The organism is Desulfobacula sp., from assembly GCF_014237455.1.
Lineage (GTDB): Bacteria > Desulfobacterota > Desulfobacteria > Desulfobacterales > Desulfobacteraceae > Desulfobacula.
On sequence record NZ_JABZFL010000082.1, the window covers coordinates 1 to 19,483 of the forward strand.

Sequence of the window (19,483 nt, forward strand, 5' to 3'; positions counted from 1 at the left end):
AATTTAGAAAAACTTCGACCCGTCATATTATAAAAAATATTGATAAAAAAAAGACGTTAAAAAAAGTTCCCTGTGCCATTATCGGCATGGAAACCATTGCAAAGGAGTGTCACTCTCTGTCCCGGTTTAAGGATCTTGTGTTTGGCAAAGCACGCATAAGCCCTGAACTCCCGGGATCAAGGTGGAAAAAAAACCAGTCTCAAATTTTTGAAGAAAAGCAGGGATTTTATTTGGGTCATCTGTCAACCCGGCCGGGTGAATTCCATATCCCTCCCAACCAAATGGATGATATTCTGCCCCAGCATATACTTCTTCTTAAAGCGGCCAAAGGGGCTTTAGAAAACGCAAGGATCAATCCAAGGCCATTAGAGGACGAACTGCAAAGGGATCACATCGGTTGTGCCATTGGGATTGAATTTGATTATGGTGCCACTGATTTTCATCTTCGCTGGAAAATCAATCATCTGGATGAAGAGCAAAAAAACGCCATTTCACCGCCGTTGACCTTTAACCGGACTTTGGGCGCCCTTGGCGGAATTGTGGCGTCTCGTGTGGCAAGGGAATTCAAACTTGGGGGGCCCTGTTTCACCCTGTCTGCCGGAGCAGCCTCCGGCATCAAGGCCATTGAAACCGCTGTTCATTCCTTAAGCGCTCATGAAACAGATATCTTTATCTGCGGCTGTGTTGACCTTGCAGGGGATATCCGGCAGTTTGCCCTTAATGATATAGCCAAACCCCATACCCAAGTAATCCTGCCGTCTGAAGGGGCGTGTGCCATTGTGTTAAAACGGCTGGATCAGGCCATTGAAGACGGTGACAGGATTTATGGCGTCATCACGGGTGTGGCAGGTGCAAGCAGTGGTACCATCCCCGGTGAAAAGAATCAGGATTCGACAATGTTGGAAGCCCTTTATACCCGATCCCTTAAAAATGCCCTCAAAGATTCAAATACATCATTAAAAGATATCTGTCTTTATGAAACCAGCTTATCAGGAATAAAGGAAAATGATGCAACCGAAACCAATGTGTTAAACACGCTTTATTCAAAAGAACCGGGCATTCCCCCCTGCCCTGTCACATCAACCTCTTCTGTCGTTGGGAACACCAGGGGTGCATCCGCCCTATTCTCCGTTATCAAGACAGCGCTTTGCCTGAATTACAGGCTGATGCCTTTGTCGAATAAAACAGTACAAAAGGCCTGTGTTGCATCCATCACTCTGGATGGTGCCTGTTCCCATGTGATCCTTGAAGAAAACGGGCAGGAAAATCAAACCCATCAGGATACTCTCAATCTTGATCCGGCTCTGATTGCCAAAGGCAGCCTTGCAACATCCACTGCCCATGAAAAATTTCTTGAATTTTCCAAAGAAAACATGAGGCTTCTTGAAAAGCAGTTTGAAACCCTGACAAAGCTTGCCGGCAACATCATGCAAGCTACAGACGAGCAACCATTCCCCGGAACGGAAAGCCTTGACAACGTTCCTGCAACAAAACCGGCAGCACCTGTAAAGCCCCCTTTCCTGGACAGAGACCAGTGCCTTGAGTATGCCATTGGAAAAGTCGGGCATGTGCTTGGAAAAGAATTTGAGATTATAGATACCTATCCTGTCAGGGTAAGACTGCCGGATGAACCGTTGATGCTGGTGGACAGAATCATGGACATTCAGGGCGAAATGCTGTCTTTAACCTCAGGCAAAATCATTACCCAGCACGATGTAAAAGGGAATGCCTGGTATCTTGACGGCGGCAAAGCCCCTGTTTCCATTTCCATTGAAGCAGGCCAGGCGGATCTTTTTTTATGCGCCTGGTTAGGCATTGACCATGTCATCAAGGGCACAAGAAAGTACAGGCTTCTGGATGCCAGGGTCACCTTTCACAGGACATTGCCCGAACCCGGAGAAACCATTGAGTATCACATTGAAATTGACCAATTTTTAAAACAGGGAGATGTATACCTGTTCTTTTTCCATTATAAAGGGTATATTAACGACCAATTGCTGATTTCCATGCGGGACGGATGCGCTGGTTTTTTTACGGAACAAGAGGTTGAAAATTCAGGCGGTATTATTTTAAAGACAGAAGCGTTAAAACAGATAAACCCGGAGTTTAAATTTTCTCCCCTGGTTCCGGTTAAAAAACAGAGTTTTCCAGACGAAAAGATTGAGGCTCTAAGGCAAGGAGATCTTGGGAAAGCCTTTGGGAAAAAGTTTGAACAGATATCGCTTGGAAAATACCTGAGACTTCCCGGCGGCAGAATGCACCTTATTGACAGGGTTCTTGAATTTGATCCCATCGGCGGCAGGTTTGGTCTCGGCTCCATTATTGCCGAGGCAGATATCCACCCGGACGACTGGTTTCTAACCTGCCATTTTATTGATGACAAGGTCATGCCCGGTACTCTGATGTATGAATGCTGTGCCCATGCTTTAAGAATCTTTACCCAGAGAATGGGCTGGGTAAGCGATCGGGATGATGTCTTTTATGATGTTATTCCAAACAATGAGAGTGATTTAAAATGCCGGGGGCCTGTGACACCTGACACAAAAAAAGCCCGGTATGAAATAGAAATAAAAGAGATGGGGTATACCCCGGAACCATATGTAATCGCTGATGCGCACATGTTTTCCGATGATTTGAGAATTGTCCTGTACAAAAACATGGGAATGAAACTCGTGGGCCTGACAAAAAGCGACTTAGACTTTTTTTGGAGAAAACAATGAAATATTCAAACGTGTTCATAGAATCCTTTGGATATGAACTTGCCCCCCACGTAGTAACTACAATAGAGCTGGAAGAAAAACTGACACCTTTTTATGATGCTGTGGGATTTGGGCCGGGACAGCTTGAAATTTTGACGGGCATAAAAGAAAGACGGTATTGGGACAAAGACCATCGTCTTGCCGATCATGCAGCTATTGCCGGGCAGAGGGCACTTGATGAAGCCGATATTTCCCCTGACAATATCGGAGCCCTGGTATATTGCGGAGTGGGCCAGGATGGATTTGAACCGGCCACTTCCTGTTCCGTGGCTGACCAGTTGAACATTGGGGAAAATGCCCATATTTATGATGTTAAAAGCGCCTGTTTAGGAATGGTAACAGGAATCGTCCAGGTGGCCAATGAAATAGAGCTTGGCAATATTAAAGCCGGTCTTGTAGTCTCCTGTGAAACCGCACGACAGATTGTTGATTCAACCATTAACGAGATCAATACCAAAAAAGATGTTGAGTTTTATAAAAATACCATTGCTACAATGACCGGTGGCTCCGGGGCTGCTGCCGTTCTGTTAACTAATGGTACCATCGGCAACCCGGATAACCGGAAACACGCCCTTAAAGGTGGAATTGTAAAAAATTCCACTGAGCATCACAATCTTTGCAACTGGGGATTTAAACATAAAGGCATGCCCACGGAGTCTAAAGTCATCATGCGAACACTGGCCCAGGAAGTTCTTGAAAATGGTCTTGTCCTTGCTAAAAAAACCTTTGATGAATTTAAAAAAGAATTTGATCTTCCTCAAGACAAACCAGATAAATTTATCGGACACCAGGTCGGGGCAGCACACCACCAAAGATTTTACCAGATCTTGAACCAGGATATACAAAAGGACTTTTGTACCTTTCCTTTTTTAGGCAATATAGGATCTGTTTCACTTCCCATTACAGCAGCCATTGCTGATGAGAGAGGATTTCTGCAGCCAGAGAATTTTGTCGCCTTTATCGGTGTCGGGTCAGGACTGAACTGCTATATTTTAGGTGTTGAATGGTAGAAAGACTGATTAATAATAAACTGACTTCTACAAAAAATTTTGAAGGTCTATACCCCTTTGAATCCAAGTTTATAAATATCAATGGACATGATCTTCATTATATTGACGAGGGAGAAGGCAAACCCGTCATCATGGTTCACGGTAACCCCACCTGGTCGTTTTATTACAGGCACCTGATCAAAACCCTTTCACCCGATTTCCGGACTATTGCGCCCGACCATATCGGATGCGGTTTCTCAGACAAACCTGACCCGGGAGCTTACAATTACACCCTTGAATCCCGGATAAAAGACCTTGACTCCCTGATTCACCAATTGAATATTAATGAAAAAATCAGCCTGGTTCTCCATGACTGGGGCGGCATGATCGGTCTTGCCTGGGCAGTTGACCACATTGACAGGATTGACAAAATTATTATTACCAATACCTCGGGATTTTTTCTGCCGAAAGAAAAGCAATTCCCCTTCCTGTTATGGATCATCAAACATATCAAGCCCTTTGCAGTCCCTGCCGTACTTGGACTTAATGTGTTTGCAAAAGGGGCACTTTATCTTGGCAGTGAAACAAAATTATCCCGGAAAATCAAAAAAGGGCTTGTTGAACCTTATAATTCATGGGAAAACAGGATTGCGACCTTAAAATTTGTTCAAGACATACCCATAAATGAAAAAGATCGAAGCTATCCAATCGTCGATCATGTAGATCAGCATCTTAACCAGCTTGATGAATCCTCATTACTGTTTTTATGGGGGGCAAAAGATTTTGTTTTTGACCTGGTATTTTTAAATGAATTCAGGCGCAAGTTCCCGAGGGCTGCCACCCGTGTTTTTCATGATGCAGGCCATTACCTGTTTGAAGACAAGCCAGAAGAAACAGCCCATCTGATTGAAACCTTTTTAAAAAAATAAAGAAGTTTTTATGGCAACTTATGCAAATATCTCACTGGGTCTAAAAAGAATACAAAAAAAATATCCCCACAAAAGGGCGGTTGTTTGTCCTGCCGGAAGAGACAAGAACGGCAGAGTTCTGTACAGTCAGATGACATTTACCCAGCTTGAAAAAGAATCGGATGCTCTTGCATTCGGCCTTGAAAAAATCGGCATTATCAGGGGAACCCGGACCATTTTAATGGTGACGCCCGGCATGGAATTTTTTATCACCATATTTGCCATGTTCAAGGTCGGTGCCGTACCCGTTGTTGTTGATCCGGGGATGGGGATTGACCGGATGCTTCAATGCCTTGAGCAAGGAAAACCCAAAGCCTTTATCGGTATTGAAAAAGCCCATATTTTACGAAAACTGAAACCAGGATTTTTCAAATCGGTTAAGCACTGGGTTACGGTTGGAAAGAGATGGTTCTGGGGAGGATATACCCTTGACCAGCTCATGATGCAGACAGATGACCCCTATCCAAAAGCCCGGACAACAAGAGATGAAACCGCAGCCATTGTATTTACCACAGGGTCAACCGGTCCTGCCAAAGGCGTCGTCTATACCCATGGAAACTTTGAGGCCCAGATTAAACAGATCCAGGACCATTTTCAGATTGATCCGGATGAGATTGATTTGCCGACCTTTCCTTTGTTTGCCCTTTTTGATCCGATCCTTGGTATGACAGCCGTCATTCCTGATATGGACCCAACCAAACCGGCCTTGGTGGACCCAAGAAAAATTATTGAAGCAGTTGAAAACCACGGTGTCACTAATATGTTTGCCTCACCGGCTCTCTTAAACCGGGTGGGTAAATTCGGTAAGGAGAACCACATCAAGCTGCCCTCTTTAAGGCGTGTGATATCTGCAGGTGCACCGGTAACACCTGCCAACATAGAACAGTTTTCAACCATGTTGTCTGACCCTGCCCAGATTCATACCCCCTATGGTGCAACCGAGGCTGTCCCGGTCATATCCATCGGATCCAATGAAATCCTGGCTGAAACCAGAAAGCTTTCCGAACAAGGGTATGGCATGTGTATCGGCAGGCCCATTTGCAACACCTGTGTCGAACTTATTAAAGTCAGTGACGATCCTGTCACCCAGCTCCATGACAAACTCAAAGTGCCTGGAAACCAGGTAGGAGAGATAACCGTAAAAGCAGACCTTGTGACAGAACGCTATTTTAATAACCGTGAAGCAGACCTGCTGGCAAAAATCCCTGATGCAGACGGCAAAGTCTGGCATAGGATGGGTGATCTTGGATGGAAGGATTCAAAGGGGCGACTATGGTTTTGCGGAAGAAAAAACCACAGGGTCATCACTCAGGATGAAACACTTTTCACTATCCCTGTTGAAGCCATCTTCAACAATCATGAAAAGGTATTCAGAAGTGCCCTTGCAGGCGCAGGCCCGAGAAACATGCAGACACCGGTTGTGTTTATTGAACCCTGTTCAAAAATAAGCAACAAAAAAGCCTTTATTAAAGAACTTTTAGACCTTGCAAAATCAAACCCGCTAACAGCTGGTATCGACCATATTTTTATTGAAAAGGCGTTCCCGGTGGACATCCGGCACAACTCAAAAATATTCAGGGAAAAGCTTGCCGGTAAAGCAAAGAGAAAACTAAATTTATAACAAAACCTGGGTTAATCCGGCAGCAGATCATAAAAATACATCATTACATCCGACCGGGTAACGATCCCGACGATTTTATCAGCTTTCATGACAGGGATACGTCCGACATCATGTTTTATCATCAATCTGGCTGCTTCTATGGCACTTTTGCCTTGATGTATGGTCACAATATTTCTGCTCATGAATGCTTTTACGGGTGACTGCATGTGTTTTGATTTCCTGACTTTCTTAAAATCCCGCCGGGAGATCACCCCTGCAATACACTCGTCTTTATCAACAACCGGCACACCTGTGCATCCCAGATTTCTTAAAACCATGGCCACCTCATCAACCTTTGTATCCTCACTGACAGTGACCACAGGATAGGACATGATATCCGACAGCATGACCGAAGAATGCTGATTCCCTGAAATAAGTTCAACCAACATTTCTTCTATTATATCCGGGTTTACAGATTTTAACAGGGCTGACCCGGCTCCCGGATGACCACCGCCGCCTAAGCTTCGCATTAAAAGGCCGATATTGATTTCATCTATATTACTTCTGCCGATAATCATACACTTATTTCGTTCAACATCTTTGAAAATTCCAAATGCAGCATCCACGTTGACAATTTCCCGATACATCTGAAGGACCATGGCAAGGTTCTGAATTCGTTCCTCTATTTCCATCTTGGCAATACTGATAGTGAATCCGCCGACTTCCCTTCTTTCTGCTTTCTGTATCATATGAAAAAGGATATCTTTCTGCTTTTTTCCATACGCCTGCCGTAAAAAAGTGGAAAGAATATGCAGGTCTGCTTTTCTGTCAAGAAGAAACCCGGCAGCATATGCATCATCCGACAAAGTTGACGGGAATGTGAGATTTCCGGTATCTTCATACAGTCCCATCAAAAAAAGCGTGGCCTGGATCGGAGTGATCAATTTTCTTTGTCTTTCAATCTCTTTTAACAAAATGGTAACAGCGGCCCCTGTTTCACTGATATTTTTTTGATCGGTTTCAATATCGCCTTCAGAATGATGATCCCACACAATAATCTCAAGGTCTTGTCTGTCTTTTAAGGGCTCCATCCCTTCCAGGCGGCTCCAGGAATGTGTATCCACAACAACAAGGGTTTTTACCTGCTCAAAAATAATATCTTTGGAAGAGTAAAAATTAAACATATCTTTATGAATGGATAAAAAAGCTTTTAAATTCGCATTAATTGACATTGGCAAGACAGGTTTGGCATCAGGGTAAAGCAGGCTTGCTGCTACCAGAGATGCCAATGCATCAAAATCCGATCCCTTATGGGTAGTAATAATAATCATAGGGCCCTCTTTTTTATTGATATCATACTGAGTATAACCATACTGGATATTTATTCAATAAAATAATATACGGACAGTCTTGATAGACAAAGAAAAATGAATAGGTTAAGACATTAAGAAATTTAAGCGAAGATAAGGATGAAATCGTGTTTGCCGAAAACATAACTTACCCGGCCGCTCTTTTTGCAGGACTGCTCTCTTTTTTTTCTCCCTGTATTCTGCCGTTGATACCGGCATATTTTTCTTTTATTACAGGATTATCCCTTGATGAACTGACGGAAGACAAAAAAGAAACCCGGCAAAAAGTTATCTTGTCCACCCTTTTTTACGTGGCGGGTTTTTCCTTTATTTTTATTCTTTTCGGGGCTTCAGCATCTTTTCTGGGCGGGTTTGCTTCCAAATACTCCTGGGTCATCAGATATATGGGCGGCGGTATTATTCTTGTTTTCGGGCTTCACCTTCTGGGGGTTATCAATATCAAAGGATTTAATTTTGAAAAAAAAATCCATGTTAAAGAAAAGCCACTGCATCTGATGGGTACCTTTGTTATCGGCATGGCCTTTGGTGCCGGATGGAGCCCCTGTATCGGCCCCATGCTGGGGTCAATTCTGATTGTTGCCGGAAACCAGGATTCAGTTCTAGAAGGAGTTGCTCTTTTAGCTGTATACTCTGCCGGTCTTGCCGTTCCGTTTCTTATCATGTCCTTTTTCATCAATTCCATTCTTGAAATCATGAAACAAACGACAAAATTTATCGGGGTGATCAATAAAATTTCCGGTATCCTGTTGATTGCAATCGGCCTTCTACTGATATTTGATAAATTCATGCTTCTTGGGAACCTGTAACCGGGTTCATTAAAATCCTATGACAAACCATCCAAAAAAATTTGCAGAATTTATCACCATCACAACCTTTAGCAAATTCTTATTTAATATTACCCGAAGACTGATTTATCCTTTTGCACCTGAGTTTGCACGAGGCCTGAATGTAGAACTTTCTGCCATCACATCCGTCATTGCCATCAACCAGGCCACATCCTTATTAGGGCCTGTCGGGGCCAGCTTTGCCGACAAATACGGATATAAAATCTTAATGCTGTTGTCACTGGGAATGCTGACCATTGGCACCTTTGCCGTGGGGTTGATCCCGGTTTATTCTGTCCTGGTAATCTGTTTTTTCCTTGCCGGACTTGCCAAAAGCATATTTGATCCCAGTCTCCAGGCCTTTATCGGTAATTTCGTCCCCTTTGAAAGACGAGGACAGATCATCGGAATCACTGAACTTGCATGGGCAGGCTCGACCTTATTCGGTATTCCGTTGGCCGGTCTTGTCATTGAACGATTTTCCTGGCAAACCCCTTTTTTTATTATCAGTGGGCTTTCTCTTGTCTGTTTTTTCATTATATTGAAAATCATGCCAAAGGATAAAAAGAATACCATACCACCTGAAACCAGAACACCGATGATATCAAACTGGAAAACCATTATTAAAGACAGGAAAGTCCTGGGAATTTTATCCTTTGTGTTTTTCATGTCTCTTGCCAATGACAATCTTTTTGTAATTTACGGGGCATGGCTGGAACAGTCCTACAGCCTTTCTCTGGCAGCCATTGGTTTTGGAACTGTTTTCATCGGGCTTTCCGAAATTCTGGGTGAGGGCTGTACCGTGTTTTTCTCTGACAGGATCGGGTTGAAAAAATCCATCATCATCGGCGTATCCCTGTGTGCCGGGGCCTATTTTCTTCTGCCGGTTCTGGATATCGGTTTAAGTTATGTTCTGGCAGGACTTTTCCTTGTTTTTTTCACCTTTGAATTTACCATTGTCACCTCCATGAGTTTATCAACCGAACTGGTGCCGGAATTAAGAGCATCCACCATGTCTGCATTTTTTGCCGTTGCCGGAATCGGGCGGGTCGCAGGAGCATTCACAGGCGGCATCATCTGGTCAAATTTCGGACTGCTGCCCATTTGCCTGATCTCAGGATTCTGCACATTTGCCGCCCTGATATCCATACTCATTGGTTTTTATCAGGGCAAATCCAGGGTGATAACAAAATTCTAAGAATTAATATTGTGTCTTGCTATGATGCGAAAGAGCCCGGACTGTAATAATTAGTCAATACCCTGAAAACACTGACCAACCCAGCTGATAGATAGACATAGTCAACACCCCATTTCACAGTGCTTGAAGCTTACTTTTTTTCTCCAATAAAGAACATTTCGGCATATCCTTCCTGATTAAATTATATTTTCACTAAAATTTATTTTTAATTATCTTTACTGATTTCTGAAATATTGTTACAAAATGCTTGAATCAGATTTTTTTATTTATCTGGCCGGATATCATTCAAATTTACAAGACAAACGGATTCGTATGATTATTCGACTGTATTTATAAGCCGCCCCCAATAGGATTATAAAATGAGCGTAAATGTAATAGCAATGATAGCAGCAGCTTTTGCAGCATTCGCAGCTATGATTTCTGCCTATATGGCCTATCAGTCTTGGTGCTTCAATAAAGAGCTATCCAAGCCTGCAATTTCTTTGATAGAAGTAAAAGTTGAAGGTAGCCGAGTAGTCAAAGACGAGCTTGAGATTAAGTTTTTATTTATTTTTAAAAATGTTGGCAAAGAACCACTAAAAATAACCGAGCTATCTTGGGGCTTTTTCGATTTCAAGAAGAATAAATTCGACAAATTAGGCAAATCAAGAGCGATAATAAATATTATTCACAGTGAAGCTATTTTTAACCACCCAGTTAATGTAAAATTAGCTGGTATGGACCCCACAATAATAGATAAAGATATTGGGAAATACCTAGAAATAAATTATGAAAAACTATTTGGAAGATTTGCAATAATTTTTAAACTGAAATATAAAGGGACTTTAAATTTTTCATCGAAGGAAGCAAAAGACTTATTTTTTGTGGGTTATAAGGGAAGAGGATCAATTTACCAAATCGCAGACCGCGAATATAAAAAAATGGAATCAAAATTATCTGAAGATTTTAAGGTTGAAAACAATCAATAAGCATATCCACTAAATGTCCAACACTCGTTCAACTATATTCACTGTAAATTTCATTTAAAGAAATTTTATACGGTGTTCTGTATAATATATTTACACCATTTTGGCAGATTACATAAAAATATTTTTTAGGCGTTTACTACTGGCTATCGTCCTGTCTTTTCAGATTCTAAAGAATCCCCCGGAATATTAATAATAGTTCTGGCTTTTAATTCCGGTATTGGGGGAGAAAAATAGAAAGTGTGGGGTTTCAATATAAACTGCAAATACTGCGGTGATCAGAACATTGATTATTTGACAATCGGCAGAATTTTCCGAAAATCTTCAGTGTTCGCACGTAAAGCCCATTGAAAAATAACAATTTCAGTGGAACTGATCACAGCACCTGCCTGTTTCAGTAAATCAATTGCAATGTCTCGATTTTTATTTACACGGGATGCCACGGCATCGGCCACCAGATGAACTTGAAAACCGGACTTCATGAGGTCCAAGCAGGTTTGCAGGACACATACATGGGTTTCCATCCCGACCACCACGATCTTTTTAAGATTGAACGATTGAACCGTGGGAATAAAGTTTTCTTCCAAGCAGGCACTGAAGTGCTCCTTCTGAAATACCTGCGGTGAATCAATTTCCTGGAGCAGTTCGGGCAGGGTTTTACCAAGCCCTTTTTTGTATTGTTCTGTTAGCAGAATAGGAATATCAAGAACATTGGAGGCCCTAATCAGTTGACTCACCTTACGGGCAATTTTTTCCCACGAATCGATGGCCTTGAGCATTGCTTGCTGGAAATCGATAATCAGGAGCATACTCTCTTCACGGGTGACTACATATTCGGAGCGTACCATATTTTGATCCTTCACAATAAAAATAGTTGTCGAGCAATTACCATAAAAAAACAAATGCCGACATTATGCAAACCCTCGGCAGAAGGAATCGACGTTTGAGCCGATTACCTGGTGATTATAGCCTCCTTCAAGAATCGCATATCTTCTTCCACTGCATATTTTCTGTGAGTATTCCTTCATCAGTCGTCCAAGTTCAGTGTAATCTTCGGGATAAAGAAGATGCCCCCAATCATCAATGCCCTGATCAAAACCTGCTGATGCTGCAAAGATGTCAACATCGGTAATGTTTTCCATATGGCCCTCAACTTCCTGGAGGTAAAGCCCTCTTTCTGTTGACTTCGGATTGAGTATTGAAACAGTGAATTCATCATTTTGATCTTCTAAAATGTTGATATTCCCGTCTCCGGTATGAAGGTCAAAATCAAGGATAAAGGCTTTTTTAATTTTCTTTTCTGAATATAGCTTCAGCAGGCTTATTGCCATATTGTTGAAATGACAAAAGCCCCAGCAAGATTCTGAAGATGCATGATGTCCTGGTGGTCTTATCACCGCGAATGAAGGGGTGTTATTAAAGGCAATTTCAGCTGCCATGATAGCACCACCGGCAGCCAATGCCGATGACTCATACAAAACCACCTGACTTTTTATATCCTCATAGTGACTCTTGCTGTGTGCCCTTAAAATATCGGCCTTGCTGGCCGGGACTGGTTCAACGATCTCATACAATTCAGGTTTGTTTTTAATAATCTCCATGATTCCATTAAGACGTCCCTCGGTAGCCGCGGGATCTGTCGCATACTGGCAGTTATAATAATGTTCATGGAATACGATTTTTATACTCATAGCCACTTCCACGGAAAGGTTTTATTAACTTAATACCATATTGCTGAAAGAAATCAAATTGATGAAATAAAAAGTATAGAGGAAAAAAGAAAGGATGAAATGCTTCAGCTGGCTTCGATATTTCAAGCCCTAAAATTAAGAACTTGGCAGTTAAGGATAATTATCCCATGGAAAACTGCCATAAGCCTTCCAGAACACCAAGGATATCAATTCAATTCTTGATGAAGTTTTTTAAAGATCTGAGAGATCAAATCTATTACATATTGACAGATCCTTTTGTTTTTATTACGGTTTTTCTTTTTATTATAATTAATATTAATTTTTTTGCCTGAAACCATTATTTTATTTAGAGAGAATCTTATGACCGAACTTTTAAAAACCGTATTTTTTAATAAACACCAGGATCTTGATGCAAAAATTGTAGAATTCGGGGGCTGGGAAATGCCCATCCAATATCCTTCCGGCATCATTAATGAACATATGGCAACCCGTAAAAAAGCCGGCATCTTTGATGTGTCGCACATGGGAAGACTATTTTTCAAAGGAAAAGACACGCTGCCATTTTTACAGCACGTTCTGACCAACAATGCCATGGCACTGGAACCAGGTGAAAGCCAGTATACGCTGATCCAGAATGAAAACGGAGGCGCCATTGATGATGCGTATCTATACCGGTTTAAACCTGATGAGTACCTGCTGGTGGTTAATGCGTCAAACCGGGAAAAAGATGTGGCCCACTTTGAAAAACATCTAAAGCTGTTTTCCGATATTAAAATGGTTGACCGGACCTTTGATATGGCCATGATTTCCCTGCAGGGCCCGCTTTCCAAAACTATTATCGAAGAGATTGTTACGGGAGGAGTGCTGCCTGAACCTGCCCGGAACTGCCTGGGTATTGTAGACATCAGCGGCGTTGAAGCCTGTCTTGCCAGGACCGGCTACACAGGTGAACCCCTGGGGTTTGAATTCTTTGTTGAGAACGAACATGCCGTTTTTATCTGGGATCTTTTAATGGAAAAAGGGGCGGTGCCGATCGGGCTTGGCGCAAGGGACACGTTGAGGCTTGAAGCAGGCCTGCCCTTGTATGGTCATGAACTGGGTGTGGATCATGATGGCAGTGAAATCCCTTTATTTGCATCCAGATTATCCAAATTTGCTGTCAGTTTCTCACCGCTGAAAGGAAATTTTATTGGAAAAGATGCTCTTTACCGGCAATATCTTGCATTTAAAAATATTATGGATCAGAAATTTGAAGACATTTCCCATCTGCCAAAGATGGTCATGCCTCTTGCCATCACGGGAAAAGGGATAGCAAGAGAAGGATACAAGGTGTTTTCAAAAGACAGACATGTGGGATATATTACGTCTGGAACCATGATCCCGTATCAGGAACCCGAAGGAAGCGGACTGAATTCTGAGTTTAAGGAAAGTCCAAAAAGAAGATCTGTTTCCCTGGCTTTGGTTGACAGCAGTATTCTTGAAGGCGAAATCCTTGAAATACAAATCCGAAAAAAACAATGTGACAGTATTGTTGTTCCCTATCACATGAGTTCGGAAGCACCGCCTTTTGTCCGATCCATTCCCCATAATCAATTAAAAGCTGTAAAACAGGCAGGGGATGACCAAACCTATCCTGAACTTGCACGGCAACTGGTATCAAAAGCGTTAAACAATCATACCTGGCGCCAGAAAGAGTGCATCAATCTGATCCCGTCGGAAATGAGCCAGTCATACCTGTCAAGACTCTTATCCATCAGTGACCCGGTCAACCGGTATGCAGAACACAAAGAGCTTAAGGCCTTCTTTGGAGAAGATGTTTTTTATTACCAGGGAACCGAATTTATCCGGGAGGTTGAACATCGTTTAAACAGGGAATTCCAGACTTTCTTAGGATGCCGGAATATTGAATCAAGGGTCATTTCCGGTCAAATGGCCAACACCGCTTTTTTCAGTGCGCTTGTGGATTTTCTCAACCGGACTGACAGGAAAAAGGAACAGCGGCGACTCCGTAAAATCATAAACAACCATATTATTAAGGGCGGGCACTTAAGTGCGCAGCCCATGGGAGCGCTTCGTGATTTTGTAGCAAGAGATCCCAAAACAGAGAAAGCAGCCGTCATTAATTTTCCGGTATTAAAAGACAACCCTTATAAAATTGATATTCACGCCTGTAAGGCCATCATTAAAGAGCACCAGCCCGAACTTGTCATTCTTGGCAAAAGTATGATTATCCATAAAGAGCCGGTGGCTGAAATCCGCTCCCTTGTGGATGAATTTGCCCCGGGTTGCCTTGTAATGTATGACATGGCCCATGTATTGGGACTCTACGGTCCGCATTTCCAGAAACCGTTAAAAGAAGGCGCCCATATCGTAACAGGATCTACCCATAAAACCTATTTCGGCACCCAGCGCGGTGTAATTGCTTCTGATTTCAATGAGGATGAAATGGAATATGGACTCTGGGAGGCGGTACAAAGAAGGACATTTCCCGGAAGCGTCAGCAACCATCACCTGGGCACCATGACAGGGCTGTTATTTTCCGCCTATGAAATGAATCATTTTAAGGAAGACTATCAGAAAGCCGTCATTTCAAATGCAAAAACCTTTGCCGTGGCTTTAAAGGAACTGGGACTTTCTGTGGCAGGAGATCCGGATATCTCTTTTACCGACACCCACCAGGTTATTTTAAATGTCGGGTATGGGAAAGGAGCAAAAACAGCCAGAGAACTCGAAGAAAACAATATCATTGTCAACTATCAGGCAACTCCTGTTGAAGAAGGGTTTACAGCATCCGGAGCGCTCCGGATGGGGGTGTCTGAAATGACACGGTTTGGGATGAAAGAAACGGATTTTCAAGAACTTGCAGGCCTGATGGCGGATCTCATCAACAATGGAGCAACCATTAAAAATGAAATCAAAAAATTCAGAGAACAATTTATTGATATGCAGTTTTGTTTCAAAGAAGCAGATGTTCAGGATGGGGGGATATCTTTACCTGGCTCTTTAAAATAACGATTGCCCAAGTGCGTGGCAAATTTCCACGGCAAGGGCATAAATAATATCCAGAGGCAAATGCTGTTCTATTGTCCTGTCAAAGAGCAGCTTTGCTTCACTTGGGAAATCCTCATCCCCCTGCCAGTACAATACAGCAACAGGGAGGGTCGGTGTGATTTGAAAGATATAGGCTGCATCGGCTAATTCGATAGCAATCCCTTTTAATTTTTCACTTTCTTTTTTAAAAAGGTCTATATCATCCCCAAACCGCCCTGTAATCAAATCCGTTGGAATGGTGTGCGGGCCTCTGAAAAACGCAGCCCCGTCAGGAATATCTTTTTCAGACACCCATTCTCCTGAAGGAAGAATATTTTTCGATTTCATCAGATAATATAAAATAAATAAATACAAATACTCATGATACGTTTTAAGCCCTGATCTTTCAGGCCACACTTCATATTTATTTAAATCAACGCAATAGTTATTCCCCCACACCTTTACAATATATTGGCCGGAGGTTTTATCAAATTCACATCCGGTTCTGGAAACAACCTCTTCAGAATCACAGGATTTAAGGTTTAAAAAATTAATTTTATCTATCTGATCACTCATATCATCCCCTTAAGATTGCTTCCCGGTCATCCGGTCAACTGTCACTTTTATGACAACCGTTTTTTCAAGTGCCTCATCCGGATAGTCAAATGTCCTGTCTGAATACTGTGACATAATAATATTTAACGCCTCTATCTTTTCGTCTAAATCATCCAGCAGCTGGGCCCTGCCTGATCCGATCACGCTTTTATATTCAGCCCCCCATTTACAGGCCATTTTTGCCTTTTTGAACTTGATGAGTTGATCAACCTCAAAATAGACATTGGGATTTTTTCGAATCACATCAATTTTTCGCCCCTCTTTTGCACTGTGAAAAAAAAGGCATGCATCACGGTATCCAAAATTCATGGGAACCATATAGGGTTTATCCCCATCCACCATTGCCAGACGGCAGACATTGCTTTCCTGTAAAACTTTTTCAATCTCTTTTTTGTCTGTAATTTCTTTTTCTTTTCTTCTCATGCCAGTGCTTCCTTAAATAATTTAAATTCTGATTCTGATATACCCTTCACACCTATGGGGCGCTCTGTTTCATCATGGCAGTCTGATCCCCCGGTCATTAAAAGATGATATTTTTTAGCCCAGGATGCCATCAAAACCTGGTGCTCTTTTGTATGACCTGGATAGTAAACTTCCAGTCCTTGAATACCCGCCTCAATAAATTCGGGTAAAATTCGTTTTACAATTTCAAGATCAGGCAAAACTTCTTTATAATGCCCTTTGCCCGGAAAAGATCCGGCTGCCGGATGGGCCAGGACCGCAACAATCTTATTTTTCCGAATAAAATCAACCACCGCTTCTATTTTTATCCCCGAAGGAAGATAAGCCGGACTGTCATTTCCAATAATTGTATTGATGGTATCGGCATCAGTAATTCCAAAGTCTTCCTTCAATGCAATGGCAAAGTGACGTCTTGTGGCAGTATCACTTAATGCGGCAATCTCTTCAAATTCTAAATTTCTTTTTAGCAATGCCTTTTTCCCGTCCGGGCCAAAAATTTTATTGATTTCATCAACCCTTGCCCTTACCAGTTTTTCTCCCCTGCCCCGTGCCAGAATAGTTTTAAATCTTTTTATAAATTGATTGTCCAAAAGTCTGTCTGCCGGGAAATAACACAAGAGGTGCAGTGTCCCTGTAAAATAGGACCGTTTAAACCGAATAGAGACTTCAACACCGCAAATTACCTCAATATCATATTTTTTTCCTGCTGCCACTGCACTTTTCAACCCTTCCAGCGTATCATGATCAGTAATGCCAATTGCCTTTATCCCAAGGGCTTTTGCCTGTTCAACCATCTGATCGGGTGTAAAATCTCCATCAGATGCCGTGGTATGATTGTGTAAATCCGCAAATATTTTTTGAGTCATCTGTTTCCTTTAACCGGCCCGTCACCCATAATTTATTCATGTACCTGATTTTTATACCGGTTATCATAAAAACACAATCTAAGTTTTTTTGGAAAAAAATAAGATAATATTTGTTTTTTAGAAATTTAATGGTAGAAAAGAGGAAATCCTTTTAATAACATTAATTTGGAGACGATGATTAAAATGCTTAAAACCGGTAATGATATAAATATTATTAATGAACTTGGAAAAGTGGATTCCGAAGAGAGTGCCAAAGCTGTATTTAAACAATATCTGGATGATGAGCAATTAAGTCGGATATTAAAAATCAAACACCCTGACGTCTTAAAAAGAATTGCCGATGCAATTGTTCTTTGCAATCCTTCTTCTGTTTTTGTCAATACGGGGTCGCCTGAAGATCAGGACTTTATTAAAAATCTTGCCCTTGAAAAAGGAGAAGAACGCAGCCTTGCCATAGGGGGGCATACCATTCATTTTGACCTGGCCCAGGAGCAGGGCAGGATCGTAGACCGGACGTATTATATAGCCAACCCGGAAGATCATGTCAGTTCTCTTGCCAACAGGATGGACAGACCGACTGCCCTTGAAGAAGTCAGGTCCAATATGGTGAATATCATGAAAGACCTGACCATGATCATTGGATTTTATATGCGGGGTCCTGTCGGCGCTCCCGTATCAAATCCAGCATTGGAAATTACAAGTTCCACCTATGTGTCCCATAGTGCAGAACTGCTCTATCGCAATGCCTATGCTGATTTTGACAAAGAAGTGGAAACCCTGGGCCATTTCTTTACAAACGTTCACAGCGAAGGCCTGAACAGAACAGAGGATCTCCCAGATGCAAGGGTTTTCATGGATCGCAAATTTAAGACAACATACAGCTGGAAATGTACCTATGCCGGCAACACCTTGCTGCTTAAAAAAGGAAATCATCGATTTGCCGTGGATAAGGCTGTGTATGAAAACCTGGGCAACGAATTGTCAGAGCATATGTTTATCACTGGAATTCACGGCCCCAATAATCGAGTAACCTGGCTTGCGGGTGCCGCACCCAGCGGATGTGGAAAAACAACCACGGCCATGGCAGGAAATGTATTTATCGGTGATGATTTGGCCCAGATGTGGATTGCCGAAGACGGCAGTATCAGATCCATTAACCCGGAATCCGGAATTTTCGGCATTGTTGAAGATGTCAATCTGGAGGGGGACCCCATGCTGATGAAAGTCTTAAGGCAGCCCGGATGCGAAGTGATCTGGTCCAATGTCCTCATTGATGACAAAAAAATTCCCCATTGGATAGGAAATAATGAAGACCATCCGGACAAAGGGTTCAATTTCCAGGGAGACTGGTATGAAGGCAAAACCGATGATAATGGCAAACCCGTTCCCCTGTCCCATCCAAATTCCCGCTGCACCTTAAAGTGTGAATCCCTTGACAATTACTCTGCGGAAGCTGAAAACCCTGACGGTGCCCTGACCAGAGTCTTTACTTACTCCGGAAGGGATGCCGACACCATGCCGCCGGTCTGGGTAGCAAAAACGTCTGATGCCGGGGTTGTTATCGGGGCCTGTATTGTTTCAGCCGCCACAGCAACAGAAGTGGGTGCAACCGGTGTTAAAAGAGCCCCCTGGGCCAACGCCCCCTTCATTCCGGGCGCTTTGGGAGATTATATGGACGCCCAGTTCAAATTCTTTGGAAATAACAAAATAAAAGAAAAATACAAACCGGTACTGGCAGGCCTCAATTACTTTTTAACCGACAAGGCCCGTGGCGGAGAGTCATCAAAACTTATCGGTGAGAAAAGAGATGTAAAAGTATGGCTTTCCTGGCTTGAACGATATGCCCATAACGAAATTGAATACATGTCAACACCCATAGGCAATCTTCCTAAATACGATGACTTAAAATTATTATTTAAACAGATTATTGATAAAGACTACTCAAAAGAGCTGTATACCAAACAATTCTCCCTTTATATAGATAACATTATCAAAAGGGTTGAACTCCAGCAGGAAGCCTATGCCAAAGAAGACGGAATTCCCCGGACCCTGTTTGATATACTGGCCGAACAGAAAAAGGAATTGTCAGCACTAAAGGATACCCATGGCAGCATTATTTTACCGGATATATTTATAGCATAGAGAA

15 protein-coding genes are annotated in these 19,483 nt (G+C 42.4%); 9 read left to right on the top strand and 6 right to left on the bottom strand.

Annotation, left to right across the window (positions count from 1 at the left end; genetic code table 11):
• The 4 genes from HGJ91_RS12040 to HGJ91_RS12055 all read left to right on the top strand — a co-directional run.
• The coding region (locus HGJ91_RS12040; protein ID WP_291348009.1) for a beta-ketoacyl synthase N-terminal-like domain-containing protein at positions 1–2,720 on the top strand (2,720 nt) is incomplete at its 5' end.
• Positions 2,717–3,769, top strand: coding sequence for a 3-oxoacyl-ACP synthase III (locus HGJ91_RS12045; protein ID WP_291348010.1), 1,053 nt, complete (start codon positions 2,717–2,719; stop codon positions 3,767–3,769). The genes HGJ91_RS12040 and HGJ91_RS12045, both read left to right, overlap by 4 nt.
• Positions 3,763–4,677, top strand: coding sequence for an alpha/beta fold hydrolase (locus HGJ91_RS12050; protein ID WP_291348011.1), 915 nt, complete (start codon positions 3,763–3,765; stop codon positions 4,675–4,677). Before HGJ91_RS12045 ends, HGJ91_RS12050 begins: the two co-directional genes overlap by 7 nt.
• A 10-nt stretch (positions 4,678–4,687) precedes the next feature.
• Positions 4,688–6,337 carry a fatty acid CoA ligase family protein gene (locus HGJ91_RS12055; protein WP_291348012.1) on the top strand — a complete coding sequence of 550 codons (1,650 nt, stop codon included), beginning with the start codon at positions 4,688–4,690 and terminating at the stop codon, positions 6,335–6,337.
• A gap of 11 nt (positions 6,338–6,348) precedes the next feature.
• Here HGJ91_RS12055 and HGJ91_RS12060 read toward each other — a convergent pair whose 3' ends face one another.
• Positions 6,349–7,647: a CBS domain-containing protein gene (locus HGJ91_RS12060; RefSeq protein ID WP_291348013.1), complete on the bottom strand. Its 1,299-nt coding sequence runs from the start codon at positions 7,645–7,647 to the stop codon at positions 6,349–6,351.
• Positions 7,648–7,793: 146 nt separating this feature from the next.
• On the opposite strand from HGJ91_RS12060, the gene HGJ91_RS12065 reads away from it, so the two are divergent.
• The 3 genes from HGJ91_RS12065 to HGJ91_RS12075 all read left to right on the top strand — a co-directional run bounded on the left by HGJ91_RS12065 (position 7,794) and on the right by HGJ91_RS12075 (position 10,676).
• On the top strand, positions 7,794–8,492 hold the full coding sequence (locus HGJ91_RS12065) for a cytochrome c biogenesis protein CcdA (RefSeq protein WP_291348014.1): 699 nt from the start codon (positions 7,794–7,796) through the stop codon (positions 8,490–8,492).
• 19 nt (positions 8,493–8,511) lie between these two features.
• A complete protein-coding gene (locus HGJ91_RS12070; protein WP_291348015.1) occupies positions 8,512–9,708 on the top strand; it encodes an MFS transporter in 1,197 nt (398 codons plus the stop codon).
• A gap of 359 nt (positions 9,709–10,067) precedes the next feature.
• Complete coding sequence (locus tag HGJ91_RS12075) at positions 10,068–10,676, top strand: hypothetical protein (protein WP_291348016.1); 609 nt, start codon at positions 10,068–10,070, stop codon at positions 10,674–10,676.
• Positions 10,677–10,963: 287 nt separating this feature from the next.
• On the opposite strand, the gene HGJ91_RS12080 is transcribed toward HGJ91_RS12075, so the two are convergent.
• Both HGJ91_RS12080 and HGJ91_RS12085 read right to left on the bottom strand, forming a co-directional pair.
• The gene (locus HGJ91_RS12080) at positions 10,964–11,521 is read right to left on the bottom strand and encodes an isochorismatase family protein (protein ID WP_291348017.1); all 558 of its coding nucleotides are present in this window, start codon (positions 11,519–11,521) and stop codon (positions 10,964–10,966) included.
• A 63-nt stretch (positions 11,522–11,584) separates the two neighbouring features.
• Positions 11,585–12,364 (bottom strand): histone deacetylase family protein, encoded by a 780-nt coding sequence (locus HGJ91_RS12085; RefSeq protein WP_291348018.1) that lies wholly within the window; start codon positions 12,362–12,364, stop codon positions 11,585–11,587.
• Between the two features lie 360 nt (positions 12,365–12,724).
• Between HGJ91_RS12085 and gcvT the strand changes: the two genes are divergently transcribed.
• Positions 12,725–15,376, top strand: a complete 2,652-nt coding sequence (gene gcvT, locus HGJ91_RS12090) for a glycine cleavage system aminomethyltransferase GcvT (RefSeq protein ID WP_291348019.1) — start codon at positions 12,725–12,727, stop codon at positions 15,374–15,376.
• On the opposite strand, the gene HGJ91_RS12095 is transcribed toward gcvT, so the two are convergent.
• From HGJ91_RS12095 to HGJ91_RS12105, 3 genes are read right to left on the bottom strand one after another with little or no spacing between them, the layout of a single operon-like run.
• Positions 15,368–15,970, bottom strand: coding sequence for a DUF3786 domain-containing protein (locus tag HGJ91_RS12095; protein WP_291348020.1), 603 nt, complete (start codon positions 15,968–15,970; stop codon positions 15,368–15,370). The two genes, gcvT and HGJ91_RS12095, sit on opposite strands and share 9 nt — an antisense overlap.
• Before the next feature lie 9 nt (positions 15,971–15,979).
• Positions 15,980–16,432 (bottom strand): pyridoxamine 5'-phosphate oxidase family protein, encoded by a 453-nt coding sequence (locus tag HGJ91_RS12100; protein ID WP_291348021.1) that lies wholly within the window; start codon positions 16,430–16,432, stop codon positions 15,980–15,982.
• Positions 16,429–17,337: a PHP domain-containing protein gene (locus tag HGJ91_RS12105; protein ID WP_291348022.1), complete on the bottom strand. Its 909-nt coding sequence runs from the start codon at positions 17,335–17,337 to the stop codon at positions 16,429–16,431. The genes HGJ91_RS12100 and HGJ91_RS12105 overlap by 4 nt, the downstream gene beginning before the upstream one ends.
• A 174-nt stretch (positions 17,338–17,511) precedes the next feature.
• Here HGJ91_RS12105 and HGJ91_RS12110 point away from each other — a divergent pair, with 174 nt between their 5' ends.
• Complete coding sequence (locus HGJ91_RS12110) at positions 17,512–19,479, top strand: phosphoenolpyruvate carboxykinase (GTP) (protein WP_367142605.1); 1,968 nt, start codon at positions 17,512–17,514, stop codon at positions 19,477–19,479.
• The last annotated feature ends 4 nt before the right edge of the window (positions 19,480–19,483 follow it).